A 12586-nucleotide genomic window follows, 5' to 3' on the forward strand; every position below is an offset into this window, starting at 1 on the left:
GCTACCAGCCGGCGGTTCCCGGACTGCCTTTGAACGGGCCCTTCAGGTTGATGGTGACCCAGCCACCGTAGAAGCCGCCCGGCTGTGGTGTGACCTGCTCGTCGCCGACGAAACATCCGTCCATCGGACCGGCATAGACCGCGAGATGATCGGCAATCGCGGTGAAGGCGGGCGTGGGCGCCGGATAGCTCCAGGCGACGGAGTCTGCCTGCCGACCACCCGCCTGGATCGTCCAATATCGCGCGCCGCCCTTCCACTCGCAAAAGCTGCCGCCGGGCGCAGGAACAACAACGCAATCGCGGAAGCATTCGCGCGGCAGATAGTAGACCGGCGGATGGCTGGTCTCGAGCACCCGGAAAGCGGCGGTCGTCTCGGCGATCAGAAGCCTGGCAAAACGGATCCGGATTTTATCCGGAACCGCTTGCAGGGCCGGCGGCCGTGGATAGGTCCAGACATCCTCGACCATGCCGCCCACGACCGTCAGCTTTCCGGCAGCTCTGTCTCCGTCATCTCCGATTCGGACACCTCTGGCTGCGAACTGGCGCTGCGGCGCTGCTTGCGCGGCGGCTTTGCAGCCTCAGGGGCGTGGCGTGCCGAGAGCTCCACCTCGAGCGTGTCGGCATGTTCGCGCGCGTCGCTGGCAACCTGCTTGAGTTCCTTGTTCTTTTCGCGAAGCCTGGAAACCGTGCGTTCGAGCTTGGTGACGTGCGCCTCCAGATCGGCCTTGCTCATCTTCGGAGCGGAGGCCGCGAGCTTTGCGGCAGGGGTCCGCTTGCCCGACATCTTGCTGGCGCGCACACCAACCTTGGGTGCTGGGGTCTTGGCTGCTGACACCTTGGGTGCTGAGGCCCTGGTCGCTGAAACCTTGGCTACGGGCTTCTTCGCGTTGGTCGAGCCGGCCGGCCGGCCGGGCTTGCGCTTCGGTGCCGGCTCGATAACCATCGAGCGCGACTTGCGTGCCGGAGATTTGGGTGTGGTCGCGCGCGCCATGTTTTTTCCTGTTGCGTTGATGTCGTGAAGTCGTGGCGCCCAATTGATCAGGTTTGCCGATTCGCAATATATACGGATTGCGACCCAATTCAATTACCCTCATTCGTGTGTCGCATGGCGCGTCCCCCTCCGATAATTATGGGTCGGCCAATGCGAGTGCCTCGTCGGCGCAATCGGTCATTTCGGGTCCCGTTCGCCGGCAGGCTTCCAAATATCGGCCGTGGATTGGTGTCGGCGAGCACTTTGTGGGTCGGACCGGGGAGCTTTCATGGCGCGCAGATTTGTTGTCGGCACCGGCTGGAAGATGAACCTGCTCGCGCGCGATGTGCCGCCTTACGCCGCGCGCCTGGGCGAGCGGCTACGCGCCATGCCGCCCGCCGATATCGATATGTTCGTGTTGCCGCCGTTCACCTCGCTGCACGCGGCGCGCGTGGCGTTCGCGGGCTCGCCGGTGCGTCTCGGCGCCCAGAATATGCATTGGGAAGCGTCCGGCGCATGGACCGGGGAGATTTCCGCCGCCATGCTGGTCGAAGCAGGCTGCACCTATGTGGCACTTGGCCATAGCGAACGGCTCGCTTATTTCGCCGAGACCTACGATCTGGTCCGGCGCAAGGCCAGTGCCGCCTTGCGTGCCGGTCTGACACCGATCCTGTGCGTGGGTGAAAGCAGCGACGAGCGGCAAGCCGGTGTTGCCGACATTGCCCTTGAGCGGCAGGTCGGCTGTGTTCTTGAAGGTTGCGAACACATCGCGGATGTCGTGATCGCCTACGAGCCGCGCTGGGCCATCGGTCAGCAACAGGCGGCGTCCGTCGCCTATGTGGCCGACCGTCACGGCGCGCTGCGCAGGTTTGCCGCCAGCCGCTACGGCGACGCCGTGGCCCAGCGCCTGCGCATTATCTATGGCGGGTCCGTCACACCCGCGAACGGGGCAGAATTGATCGCGGGTGGTGCTGATGTGGACGGGTTGTTCATCGGTCGCGCGGCGTGGACCGCCGACGGCTTTGCCGAGATGATCGCAATCGTCTCGGCGGCCGCGACGTCAGCCTCGGATCGCCTCCAGCAGGGTCGGGCCGAGCACGGCGGGGCTGGGAGCGACCCGCACTCCGGCTGAACGCAGCGCCTCGATTTTCGCACCCGCGGTGTCGCTGCCGCCGGTGATCACCGCCCCCGCATGGCCCATGCGACGCCCGGGCGGCGCCGTGGCGCCGGCGATGAAGCCGACGGTGGGCTTCTTGACCTTGTTGTCCTTGAGGAAGGTTGCGGCATCGATCTCCGATGCGCCGCCGATCTCGCCGATCATGACGATCGATTCCGTCTCCGGATCGCCCAGGAACAGCTCCAGCACCTCGATGAAGTCCATCCCCTTCACCGGGTCGCCGCCGATGCCGACGCAACTGCTCTGCCCGAGCCCGACCGCGGTCGTCTGCGCCACCGCCTCGTAGGTCAGGGTGCCGGAGCGTGAGACGATGCCGACCTTGCCACGCCGGTGGATATGGCCCGGCATGATGCCGATCTTGCAGGCCTCGGGGGTGATCACACCAGGGCAGTTGGGGCCGACAAGAAGGCTTTTCGAGCCGACCAGCGCACGGCTGACCCGGATCATGTCGAGCACCGGAATGCCCTCGGTGATACAGACAATCAACGGCATTTCGGCATCGATCGCCTCGAGGATGGCGTCGGCCGCGAACGGCGGCGGCACGTAGATGACGGAGGCATCGGCCTGGGTCCTCGCGCGCGCCTCAACGACGGTATCAAAAACCGGCAGGCCGAGATGGGTCTGCCCACCTTTGCCAGGGGTGGTGCCGCCGACCATTTTGGTACCGTAGGCGATCGCCTGCTCGGCATGAAAGGTGCCCTGGGCACCCGTAAAGCCCTGGGTGATGACACGGGTCTGGGCGTTGACGAGGATGGCCATTATGCCGTCGCTCCCTGCTTGACTGCGTGGACGATCTTGCGGGCGGCATCCGAGAGATCGTCGGCGTTGATGATGGGAAGGCCGGACTCGTTGATCAGCTTTTGTCCGAGCTCGACGTTGGTGCCCTCCAGGCGGACCACCAGCGGCACGTGCAGCTTGACCTCGCGCGACGCCTCGATGACCGCCTGCGCGATGATGTCGCAGCGCATGATGCCGCCGAAGATGTTGACCAGGATGCCTTTGACGTTGGCGTCCGACAGCAGGATCTTGAACGCCGCGACGACCCGCTCCTTGGTGGCGCCGCCGCCGACATCGAGGAAGTTGGCGGGCTCCGCACCCTCCAGCTTGATGATGTCCATGGTTGCCATCGCCAGACCCGCGCCGTTGACCATGCAGCCGATATTGCCGTCCAGCGCGATGTAGCTCAGCCCGTGCCTGGCGGCCTCGAGCTCCTTGGGATCTTCCTCAAATTCGTCCCGGAGTTCCTCGAGTTCGGGATGCCGGAACAGCGCGTTGTCGTCGAAGCTCAGTTTGGCGTCGAGTGCTACGAGGCCGCCCGCGCCGGTGACGACCAGCGGGTTGATCTCGATGATCGCGCAATCGAGTGCCACGAACGCCTCGTAGGCGCTGCCGACGACGCGCGCGAAGGCGGCGGCCGACTTGCCCGCGAGCCCCAGCGCGCGGGCGAGCTTGCGGCCGACATACGGCGAAAACCCGATCGCGGGATCGATGCTCTCGCGCAGGATCTTCTCGGGGCTGTGGCTTGCCACCTCCTCGATTTCCATCCCACCTTCCTGGCTTGCGACAATGGTCACCCGCCCGGTCGCACGATCGACGAGCAGCGACAAATACAGCTCACGGGCGATGTCGCAGCCGGCCTCTATATAGAGACGGTGCACGATGCGGCCGGCCGGCCCGGTCTGCTTGGTGACCAACGTGCTGTTGAGCATGGCACGCGCCGCCTGCTCGGCCTCGTCGGGCGACTTGACCAGGCGGACGCCGCCTTTGCCGTTCGGATCTTCCTTGAAGCGTCCGGCGCCGCGTCCCCCGGCATGGATCTGCGATTTGACCACGATCACCGGACCGGGGAGGGTGCGGGCGGCGATCAGGGCTTCCTCAGGCGAGCGCGCGACGCGGCCCTCCAGCACCGGCATGCCAAAACCCTTGAGCAAGGTCTTGGCCTGATATTCATGGATGTTCATAAGGGCTGCGGCTCCTTTCCCTGGTCTGCAATTATCGCACCGTGTCGGCGGCGAGTCACCAGGGGGCGCCCTGGGGGCCGACAACGGATGTTCCGTGGCGACAAAGCAACAGATCGGCCGCGCGCGGTTTCACCTTTGGCCAAGCGGTGTCACCTTATGCGCACGAGACGGCGCGGACGAATATGAGGCAGTTTGAACGATGAAGCATTGGCGGATCGATGACATGGCATGGGAGCAGTTCGATGCGAGCCGGGTCGACCCCGAGATCGTGCTCCTGGTCAAGGCGGCGTCGGTGGTCGAGCGCAACGGCACCGACTACGCCACCTACCTCAAGAACGTCTTCACCGACGATCCCGACTTTCGCATGGCCGCCCAGAACTGGTCCGTCGAGGAGGTGCAGCACGGCGATGCCTTGGGACGCTGGGCGATGCTGGCGGAGCCGTCCTGGGACTACCCGGCTGCCTTTGCCCGCTACCGCGCCGCCTACAGCATCCCGATCGAGGTTGATGCCTCGGTGCGTGGCTCGCGCACCGGCGAATTGATCGCGCGCTGCATGGTCGAGACCGGCACCTCGTCCTTCTATACGGCGCTGGCGGACGCCACTGGCGAGCCGGTGCTGAAAGCCATTTGCAAGCAGATCGCCGCCGACGAGTACCGACACTTCAAACTATTCTACGACCATATGCAGCGCTACCTGAAGCGCGAGCAGATTGGCGTCCTGCGACGCACCCGTATCGCGCTTGGCCGGGTGACCGAGACCGAGGACGACGAACTTGCCCTCGCCTTTCACTGCACAAACGAGGCGGCCGGCCTGCCGTATGATCATCAACGCTGCATCGCCGCCTACATGTCGCGGGCGATGGGGTTCTACCGTCGCCCGCATCTCGACCGCGCGGTCGGCATGATCTTCAAGACGATCGGGTTCACGCCACATGGGCGCGTGCGGCGGGCTGCCTCCGCGCTCGCCTTTCTCGCACTGCGACGGCGCCGAAGCCGCTTCATCGCGCGCGCGACGGGCGACGCGACATGAAGCCAGGCGCCGTAATCCTCCGCGCCTGCGTGGCGGCCCTGTTCCTCGCCGCCGGCGTGCCCGTACACGCCACCCAGACCGCGTCCAAGGCATTCGGTCCCTGGGGTTTCGACCTCTCCGGACGCAACACCGCAATCGCGCCTGGCAACAACTTTTACGGCTATGCCGACGGCACCTATGTCAGGAACCTGGTGATCCCCGCGGACCACACCTCCTGGGGCGCCTTCGACATGCTGGCCGAGCTGTCGCGCCAGCGTGTGCACACGATTCTCGTCCAGGTTTCCGCGCACCCCGTATTCGCGCCGAGCAGCACCCAGGAGAAGCTGGGAACTTTTTACGCCGCCTTCATGGATGAGGCGGCGGTCGAGAAACGCGGCGACGCTCCGCTGGCCGGTGATCTCGACGCCATTCGCAAGATCAGCGACCGAGCCGGCTTCGCGCGCCTGCTTGGCACCGCCCAGAGCAATTATCAGACATCGCTGTTCGCGTTGTCGATCGAACCCGACGCCAAGAACCCGAAGATCTATTCCGTCGTCCTCGGACAGGGCGGCACAGGACTGCCCGACCGCGACTACTATTTACAACCCGCATTTGCCGACAAGAAGGCCGCCTATCAGCTTTATGTCGGCCAGATGCTGGGTCTGATCGGTTGGCCGGACGCCAGCAAGCAGGCGGCCGCGGTGGTAGCCTTCGAGGACAAGATCGCGCATGCGCAATGGTCCAAGGCAGCCCAGCGCGATCCGGTGAAGACCTACAATCCGACCTCGCTCGCCGACCTACAAAAGTTCGCGCCCGACTTCAACTGGAACGTCTATCTGCAGGGTGCCGGCATAAAGACCGGCATGCTGGTGCTGCAGGAGAAATCCGCGATCATCGACGAGACCAGGATCGCCGCTGTTACCGACATGCCGACGCTGCGCGCCTGGCTCGCCTTCCATCTGGTGGATAATGCGTCAAGTGTGCTGCCGCGCGTCTTCGTTACGGCCGCCTTCGATTTCCACGGCAAGACCCTGGGTGGCCAGCCGCAGAACGCGCCGCGCTGGAAGCGCGCCGTGGCCGCGACCAGCGACGCGATGGGCATGGCGATCGGCAAGATCTACGTGGCGCGCTATTTTCCGCCCGCGGCACGCGAGACGATGCGCCATTTGACCGACGCGCTGAAGGCGGCGTTCCGGGTGAGGTTGCAGAACAACAGCTGGATGAGCCCGCACACCAAGGCGCTAGCGGTAGGCAAGCTCGATCATTTTGCGGTCCAGATCGGTTACCCCAACAAGTGGCGCGATTATTCCGGCCTAACGGTCAGGCTTGACGATCTCTACGACGACAGCGAACGCGCCATCGGCTTCGAATGGCGCTACTGGCTGGATCATCTCGGCCACCCGGTCAACCGTAACGAATGGGACATGACGCCGCAGACGGTGAACGCCTACAACAATCCGCCGTTCGACGAGGTGGTGTTCCCGGCGGCGATCCTGCAGCCGCCGTTCTTCAATCCAGCGGCCGACCCCGCGATCAACTTCGGCGCAATCGGCGGCGTCATCGGGCACGAGATGACGCACTCCTTCGACGACGAAGGCCGCAAATACGACGCGCAGGGGCGCCTGCAAGATTGGTGGACCAAACAGGATGCGGCCCGGTTTGATGCGCGCGCCGACCGTCTGGGCGCGCAGTTCGATGCGATGCAGCCGCTCCCTGGCGCCCATATCAACGGCAAGCTGACAATGGGCGAGAACATCGCCGATCTCGGCGGTCTCACGCTGGCGCTGGATGCCTATCATGCATCACTGCACGGCAAGCCGGCGCCGGTCCTCGATGGTTTGACCGGCGATCAGCGGGTGTTCCTCGGCTGGGCCCAGGTCTGGCGCCAAAAGCTGCGTCCCGATCGGCAGCGCGAGCTTCTCGTCGCCGATCCGCATTCGCCACCGATGGCGCGCGTGAACGGCCCGCTGCGCAATATCGACGGCTGGTACAAGGCCTGGAACGTCAGGCCGGGCGACGCGCTCTATCTCGCGCCGAAGGACCGCGTGATGATTTGGTAGGAAGCCGAACATGGACGAACGACCGCCGCTGCCGCCGTTCACCCACGAGACCGCGCGGCTCAAGGTGCGCGCGGCGGAGGATGCCTGGAACACACGTGACCCAGCGCGCGTCGCCGGCGCCTACACCGCCGACAGCATCTGGCGAAACAGGTCGGAATTTCTTTCTGGCCGAGAGGCGATCACGGCCTTCCTGAACCGCAAATGGCAGGCCGAGCAGGCGTATCGGCTTATCAAGGAACTCTGGGCGCACCACGACGACCAGATCGCGGTGCGCTTCCAGTACGAGTTCCACGATGCGGCCGGCGACTGGTTTCGCGCCTACGGCAACGAGCAATGGGCGTTCGCGCCGAACGGCCTGATGCGCAGGCGCGAGGCGAGCATCAACGACGTGGCCATCACCGAGGCAGACCGGCGCTTTCGCTGGCCACTCGGCCCGCGGCCAACCGACCATCCGGGGCTCGCCGAGCTCGGGATGTAGGGGTGAGAGCCGGTACCCTCAGTCCGACCCGAAGCTGGTGGAGCGCGAGAGCGCATCCCAATCGGCAAGTTCGACCTTCATTCCCGTAAGCTTTTGCTCAACCAATCCCAGGGCGTCATCGCCCAGGAACAGCCGCACCGGCGGGTTTTCGGCTTCGACCAGCGCAAGCAGCGCCCGGGCTGCCTTTGCCGGGTCGCCTGGCTGGTTGCCGCTCTTGGCCTGCCTTGCGGCGCGAAGCGGGTCCATCACCGGGTCATAGTCGGCAATGCTGCGGGGTGTGCGGTCCATCGAGCGCCCGGCCCAGTCGGTGCGGAACTGGCCGGGTGCCAGGGCCGTCACGCGTATCCCGAAACTCGCCACCTCCTTGCCAAGCGCCTCCGGGATGCCTTCCAGAGCAAATTTGCTGCCGCAGTAGAAGGTGATCCCCGGCATGGTGATGAAGCCGCCCATGGAGGTGACGTTGACGATACGACCACGGCGCCGCTTGCGCATGCTAGGCAGTACTGCCTGCGTCATCGCGACTGGACCAAAGACGTTGGCGGCGAACTGGCGCTGGAGATCATCGATCGAGGATGCTTCCAGGACACCCTCACGGCCATACCCGGCATTGTTCACCAGCACGTCGACAACGCCCGCCTGTCGCTCGGCCTCCGCCACGGCAGCCGGGATGGCGTCGAAATCGGTCACGTCGAGCACGAGCGGGTGGGCGCGATTCGATGCCAGTGCCGCGAAGGCTTCGGCGTCACCGGGGCGCCGTACCGTGCCGATCACCCGATGGCCGGCCCGCAACGCAGCTTCGGCGAACGCTCGGCCCAGGCCCGAGCTGACACCTGTGATGAGGAAAGTTTTGCGCCGAACGGTTGCTCCGCGAAGGCAAAGCCGATTTCTCGATGCCCGACCTCGCCGCCGAGGCCGGGGTCAGCTTTGCCACCCCGTTCAACCAGTTCGGGAGCAAGGCGGCGATCATGCAGGCTCTCTCCACACGGCGGATCGATACCATGCAGACGCGCTTTGCCGCGGCGCCGTCGCTGACTGACACGGCGGAACGCGTCCTGCTGGCCATCGATATGGCAGTCGCCGTGATGCTGGAGAAGCCGGACGTCAACCGCGCGGTCATGGGTTGGCTTGGAACGGCGAGTCCTTCGCCCAGCCAGGTCTGGGTGCGCTCAATGGCTCTCTGGACGCTTGCACTGGGCGCGGGAGAGGGCTTGATCGCGGCGCGGCGGGAACAGGCGCTCGTCTGTTTGCCGAGGCAACTCGCGGTTGCCTTTCGTGGTGTGCTGTCGTTCTGGACTGCGGGCGAACTGCCCGACGAGGCGCTTGCCACGGAAGCGCGAGCCGTTGCGCGCACCTTGTTGCTTGGTTTCAGTGGATGGCAGCCATCGGCTTCCAGTTCGCAAGCCGTTTGACCGCTCTTAGTCCCTGCGCCCCAAAAACCGCGCGAACGCCTCCAGGGTCGCCTCGGAGGCGTGATGTTCCATGCCCTCGGCATCGGTCTCCGCCGCTTCGGGCGCCACACCCACGGCAAGCAGCAGTTCGACCATGAGTCGGTGTCGGGCGCGCACCCGATCGGCCATCGCCTGACCGGTATGGGTCAGGAAGATGCCGCGATAAGGACGCGCGGTTACCAGCCCCTCGCGCTTGAGTCGGTTGATGCTCTTGATCGCGGTGGGATGGGTCACGCCGAAGCGCTTGGCGACGTCGGTGGCGCGCGCCTCGCCTTGCGACGCCAGCAGGTCCGCGATCAGCTCGACGTAATCCTCGAGCAGACTGGACGAGCGGGCGGTGCGCGCCTTGCCGAAGCGGCGCGCCTGGGTTGGCTCCTCGGGCATCTTGACCGCGCCGGCGCTGCGCGCGGCTGATCCCTCGGTCACCGGCAAATCCCCCACGAAGCTGGCTCTGACGCGGCCATACACATCACCTGTAACAGAAGCGTGCGCGAGGGCGCCACCATTCTATCTTACGGCTTCATAACGATGCCGGTTGACGTAAATGTAGCCGTAGCTATATCTGTGGGCAGGGTTCATGTCCATGCCAGGGAGGCCGAGTGGATCAGGAGACGGCACCGCTCACTTCCCGCGAAGACCTGTTGCGCGCTCGTGACCGGCTGAAGGTCAAGCTCAGCCGCGCCTCGAAGCATCGTATGCGGCTGCTTTGGCTGCTCGCCGGCCCCGGTGTCCTGGTCATGCTTGGCGAGAACGATGGGCCCAGCATGGTTTCCTACGCGACCACCGGGGCGACCTACGGCGTCGGCTTCTTCGTGCCCTTTATCCTGCTCACCTTTGCGATGGCCTTCGTCGTGCAGGAGATGACGGTGCGGCTTGGGGTAGCGACGCATCGCGGCCATGCCGGGCTGATCTTCCAGCGCTTCGGCCCGTTCTGGGGCTATTTCGCGATGGCCGACCTGGTGTTCGGCAATGTCCTGACCCTGGTGACCGAGTTCATCGCGATACAGGCGGGCGGCCTGTATTTCGGGCTGCCGTCCTGGCTTTCTGTGGCAATTGGGGTGGCGCTGGTGATCGGCTCGCTGGCGCTGCGTCGTTATGCGACGTGGGAGCGCTGCCTGCTGGGACTGGCTGCCTGCAACCTGCTGTTCATTCCCGCGGCCTTGCTCGCGCATCCGAACGGCGCGGCATTGACGCAAGCGCTGGCCAGCTGGGGGCCATTGCCGGGCGGCTTCGACACCGCGTTCGTCACCCTGGTATTGGCCAATATCGGCGCCACGGTGACACCGTGGATGATCTTTTTCCAGCAGGGCGCGGTCGTCGACAAGGGTCTGACCCGGGCCGATCTCGCTCAAGGCAGGCTCGACACCGCGATCGGCGCGGTGGTCGCGGCGATTGCGGCAATCGCCACCCTGGTCGCGGCGGCACCTCTGTTCCGGGCGCATGTCGACGTCTCGCATTTCGCCAGTGGTGCCGACTTCGCCACCGCTTTGCGTCCGCATCTCGGCGCGTTCGGCGCGACCCTGTTCGCGCTCGGTATCGTCGAGGCGGGCCTGGTCGCGGCAATGACGATCTCGACGAGCTCGTCCTACGCCCTGGCCGAGACGTTTTCGCTACGGTCCAGCCTGAACCTCGATTTCAGCCGTGGCCGCTGGTTCTACGCGGCGGCGATTGGCTCGACCCTGCTGGCGGCCGCGACCGTGCTCATCCCCGGCGCGCCGTTGCTGGCGATGACCCTGACGGTGAACGTGATCGCCACCCTGCTGATGGCGCCTGCGTTGCTATTCCTGCTGTTGCTGGCCAACGACCGCGAGATCATGCGCGACCTGGCCAATGGCAGGTGCTGCAACCTCGCAGGCGGCAGCATCGTCGTCGCCCTCTGCCTCGTGGGCGCGTTCTACGGCGTCATCACCGTTTTTCCCGACCTGCTCAACAGCTAGACTATGCCCGACGACTCGCACTTTGTCCTCGAACCGGAGCAGCTCGCCGCTGCCAGTGAGACGAAGCTGCCGCGCCGGGTGCTCGGCCGCTGGGTGCTCACCCTGCTGCTGCTGCTTAGGATCTATGTGCTGATCGCGGTGCCGCTGGTCGCCTACGCTTTCATCCGAGCGCTGCATACCGGCCAGCCTTGAGGGTGGGGTTGCCTGCCAACCGCGCACCTGCTGCAAGGACGCAATGGATCCGCTGAGACTGGGCTTCCCCGCAACCGCGCTGCACGAGGCCGCCGCCGCCGCCGTGGCGCGCGTGCTCGAAGCGCATGACCATGAGGTCGAGGCGATTGCATTGCCGCCCGGGGCACCACGCGACGGGATCGACCTGTTTGTCGCCGCCTGGCTGGCGCCCGGCGAGGCCATGTCCGACCTCATGCAGCCAATCGGGCTGGTCTACCGTCCGTCACTGATCTGGTGCGTGCTGGCGGACGCGCCCAAGCGTATCGACGAACTCGCCGCATGCCCGGAGCTGGACCGGCGCATCGTCGTCCCCGCGAACACGCAAGTCGCCGACGCCGCGGCACGCGTGCGCGATGCCTATGACTTGGCCGGCTCCGGCTACGTGATCGACCCGCTGCCTGAAGCGCAAGCCTTCGCCTGGGCGCAGGCGGCGGACCATACGCATGTCGTGCCGCTGACCCGGCCGCACGAACTGCTCCACACCGGCCCCTGGCGGGTGCTGCTGGACCCGCTCGTCGCCCTCGGCGTCGAACAGCAGGCCTGCATTTTGCTCCGCGCCGGCCTGCGCGAGACCCTCGACCGCGACCTGATTGATGAACTCGACGAGCTGACCCTGGGCAACAAGGTGGTCAGTGCCATGGCCCACGCCATTCGTCTCGATGGCATGAGCGCGGAGGCTGCCGCGGACGCCTGGCAGCGCGGCAAGCTCACGCCGCGCGGCTAAGCGTTGTCTGATCGGCCGGCGATCATCATTTTTGGCGCCGGGCTGCGCCCCGACGGGACGCCGAGCCTGACGCTGGCGCGACGCATCGAGGCGGCGCTGGCTTTCGGCCGGACCCTCTCCAACCCGCTTTACATGCCGACCGGCGGGGTTGGCCGCTTCGGTGCGTCCGAGGGCGCCGCAATGGCCGCCAGCCTGCGCGCGGCCGGTGTGGATGCGCGCGACATTCTTCCCGAAGAGACCGCATCGGACACTTTCGACTCGGTCATCGCCTGCCGCGCCCTGCTCGCGGGCCTCGGCCATCGCGCCCCGGTCTATGCCGCGAGCAGCGCCTATCACCTGCCGCGCTGCCTGTTGCTGCTGCGCCTGGCTGGTGTTGCAGCAGCCGCCGTGCCGCCGCCGGCACTGCCCGCATCGACGCGCTGGCACCGGCGCTGGTACTGGCGCCTGCGTGAGGTCGCGGCGCTGCCTTGGGACGCGGTCCTGATGCTGCGGCACACAGGGCGCAAGAGGGGGAAGCGCTAAAGGCAAAGCTGGCAACCGCGCGCGATTTGGTCCATATCGATGCGGTATCATAACGGGCAAGAGCACGCCA

14 protein-coding genes and 1 pseudogene are annotated in these 12586 nt (G+C 65.8%); 9 read left to right on the forward strand and 6 right to left on the reverse strand.

Annotation, left to right across the window (positions count from 1 at the left end; translation table 11 throughout):
* Nucleotide 1: 1 nt before the first annotated feature.
* Entirely contained in the window at nt 2-466 is a 465-nt protein-coding gene (locus ACQY4K_RS20185) for a DUF427 domain-containing protein (RefSeq protein ID WP_428396242.1), read from the reverse strand.
* A gap of 14 nt (nt 467-480) precedes the next feature.
* A complete protein-coding gene (locus ACQY4K_RS20190; RefSeq protein WP_428391977.1) occupies nt 481-990 on the reverse strand; it encodes a hypothetical protein in 510 nt (169 codons plus the stop codon).
* 268 nt (nt 991-1258) lie between these two features.
* Here ACQY4K_RS20190 and tpiA point away from each other — a divergent pair, with 268 nt between their 5' ends.
* Nucleotides 1259-2101 (forward strand): triose-phosphate isomerase, encoded by an 843-nt coding sequence (gene tpiA, locus ACQY4K_RS20195; protein WP_428391978.1) that lies wholly within the window; start codon nt 1259-1261, stop codon nt 2099-2101.
* Here the strand turns inward: tpiA and sucD are convergent.
* Both sucD and sucC read right to left on the reverse strand, forming a co-directional pair.
* Nucleotides 2030-2905, reverse strand: a complete 876-nt coding sequence (sucD, locus tag ACQY4K_RS20200) for a succinate--CoA ligase subunit alpha (protein ID WP_428391979.1) — start codon at nt 2903-2905, stop codon at nt 2030-2032. The two genes, tpiA and sucD, sit on opposite strands and share 72 nt — an antisense overlap.
* Nucleotides 2905-4107: an ADP-forming succinate--CoA ligase subunit beta gene (gene sucC, locus ACQY4K_RS20205; protein ID WP_428391980.1), complete on the reverse strand. Its 1203-nt coding sequence runs from the start codon at nt 4105-4107 to the stop codon at nt 2905-2907. Before sucC ends, sucD begins: the two co-directional genes overlap by 1 nt.
* Before the next feature lie 199 nt (nt 4108-4306).
* Between sucC and ACQY4K_RS20210 the strand changes: the two genes are divergently transcribed.
* Genes ACQY4K_RS20210 through ACQY4K_RS20220 form a run of 3 tightly spaced genes read left to right on the forward strand, consistent with a single transcriptional unit; the run spans nt 4307 to nt 7654 of the window.
* Complete coding sequence (locus ACQY4K_RS20210; protein WP_428391981.1) at nt 4307-5137, forward strand: ferritin-like domain-containing protein; 831 nt, start codon at nt 4307-4309, stop codon at nt 5135-5137.
* The gene (locus tag ACQY4K_RS20215; RefSeq protein ID WP_428391982.1) at nt 5134-7176 is read left to right on the forward strand and encodes a M13 family metallopeptidase; all 2043 of its coding nucleotides are present in this window, start codon (nt 5134-5136) and stop codon (nt 7174-7176) included. The genes ACQY4K_RS20210 and ACQY4K_RS20215 overlap by 4 nt, the downstream gene beginning before the upstream one ends.
* A gap of 10 nt (nt 7177-7186) precedes the next feature.
* A complete protein-coding gene (locus tag ACQY4K_RS20220; protein ID WP_428391983.1) occupies nt 7187-7654 on the forward strand; it encodes a DUF1348 family protein in 468 nt (155 codons plus the stop codon).
* Nucleotides 7655-7672: 18 nt separating this feature from the next.
* Here ACQY4K_RS20220 and ACQY4K_RS20225 read toward each other — a convergent pair.
* Nucleotides 7673-8497, reverse strand: a pseudogene (locus ACQY4K_RS20225) (oxidoreductase); the annotation flags it as partial.
* Nucleotides 8498-8514: 17 nt separating this feature from the next.
* Here ACQY4K_RS20225 and ACQY4K_RS20230 point away from each other — a divergent pair.
* Nucleotides 8515-9063 carry a TetR/AcrR family transcriptional regulator gene (locus tag ACQY4K_RS20230; protein WP_428391984.1) on the forward strand — a complete coding sequence of 183 codons (549 nt, stop codon included), beginning with the start codon at nt 8515-8517 and terminating at the stop codon, nt 9061-9063.
* Nucleotides 9064-9069: 6 nt separating this feature from the next.
* Here the strand turns inward: ACQY4K_RS20230 and mntR are convergent, their stop codons facing one another.
* A complete protein-coding gene (mntR, locus tag ACQY4K_RS20235) occupies nt 9070-9486 on the reverse strand; it encodes a manganese-binding transcriptional regulator MntR (RefSeq protein ID WP_428396244.1) in 417 nt (138 codons plus the stop codon).
* A gap of 215 nt (nt 9487-9701) precedes the next feature.
* Here mntR and ACQY4K_RS20240 point away from each other — a divergent pair, with 215 nt between their 5' ends.
* From ACQY4K_RS20240 to ACQY4K_RS20255, 4 genes are read left to right on the forward strand one after another with little or no spacing between them, the layout of a single operon-like run.
* On the forward strand, nt 9702-11039 hold the full coding sequence (locus tag ACQY4K_RS20240; protein WP_428391985.1) for an NRAMP family divalent metal transporter: 1338 nt from the start codon (nt 9702-9704) through the stop codon (nt 11037-11039).
* 3 nt (nt 11040-11042) lie between these two features.
* Nucleotides 11043-11231, forward strand: coding sequence for a hypothetical protein (locus ACQY4K_RS20245; protein WP_428391986.1), 189 nt, complete (start codon nt 11043-11045; stop codon nt 11229-11231).
* Between the two features lie 43 nt (nt 11232-11274).
* Nucleotides 11275-11994 carry a glycine betaine ABC transporter substrate-binding protein gene (locus tag ACQY4K_RS20250; protein ID WP_428391987.1) on the forward strand — a complete coding sequence of 240 codons (720 nt, stop codon included), beginning with the start codon at nt 11275-11277 and terminating at the stop codon, nt 11992-11994.
* A gap of 3 nt (nt 11995-11997) precedes the next feature.
* The gene (locus ACQY4K_RS20255; protein WP_428391988.1) at nt 11998-12516 is read left to right on the forward strand and encodes a YdcF family protein; all 519 of its coding nucleotides are present in this window, start codon (nt 11998-12000) and stop codon (nt 12514-12516) included.
* The last annotated feature ends 70 nt before the right edge of the window (nt 12517-12586 follow it).

Source organism: Lichenicoccus sp. (assembly GCF_965276875.1).
GTDB lineage: Bacteria > Pseudomonadota > Alphaproteobacteria > Acetobacterales > Acetobacteraceae > Lichenicoccus.

Excerpts from the sequence above, each read along its gene's own strand:
- ACQY4K_RS20220 (WP_428391983.1), top strand. The coding sequence starts at position 7,187 with ATGGACGAACGACCGCCGCTGCCGCCGTTCACCCACGAGACCGCGCGG.
- sucD (WP_428391979.1), bottom strand. The coding sequence starts at position 2,905 with ATGGCCATCCTCGTCAACGCCCAGACCCGTGTCATCACCCAGGGCTTT.
- ACQY4K_RS20190 (WP_428391977.1), bottom strand. The coding sequence starts at position 990 with ATGGCGCGCGCGACCACACCCAAATCTCCGGCACGCAAGTCGCGCTCG.
- ACQY4K_RS20210 (WP_428391981.1), top strand. The coding sequence starts at position 4,307 with ATGAAGCATTGGCGGATCGATGACATGGCATGGGAGCAGTTCGATGCG.
- ACQY4K_RS20250 (WP_428391987.1), top strand. The coding sequence starts at position 11,275 with ATGGATCCGCTGAGACTGGGCTTCCCCGCAACCGCGCTGCACGAGGCC.
- sucC (WP_428391980.1), bottom strand. The coding sequence starts at position 4,107 with ATGAACATCCATGAATATCAGGCCAAGACCTTGCTCAAGGGTTTTGGC.
- mntR (WP_428396244.1), bottom strand. The coding sequence starts at position 9,486 with ATGCCCGAGGAGCCAACCCAGGCGCGCCGCTTCGGCAAGGCGCGCACC.
- tpiA (WP_428391978.1), top strand. The coding sequence starts at position 1,259 with ATGGCGCGCAGATTTGTTGTCGGCACCGGCTGGAAGATGAACCTGCTC.
- ACQY4K_RS20185 (WP_428396242.1), bottom strand. The coding sequence starts at position 466 with ATGGTCGAGGATGTCTGGACCTATCCACGGCCGCCGGCCCTGCAAGCG.
- ACQY4K_RS20245 (WP_428391986.1), top strand. The coding sequence starts at position 11,043 with ATGCCCGACGACTCGCACTTTGTCCTCGAACCGGAGCAGCTCGCCGCT.
- ACQY4K_RS20215 (WP_428391982.1), top strand. The coding sequence starts at position 5,134 with ATGAAGCCAGGCGCCGTAATCCTCCGCGCCTGCGTGGCGGCCCTGTTC.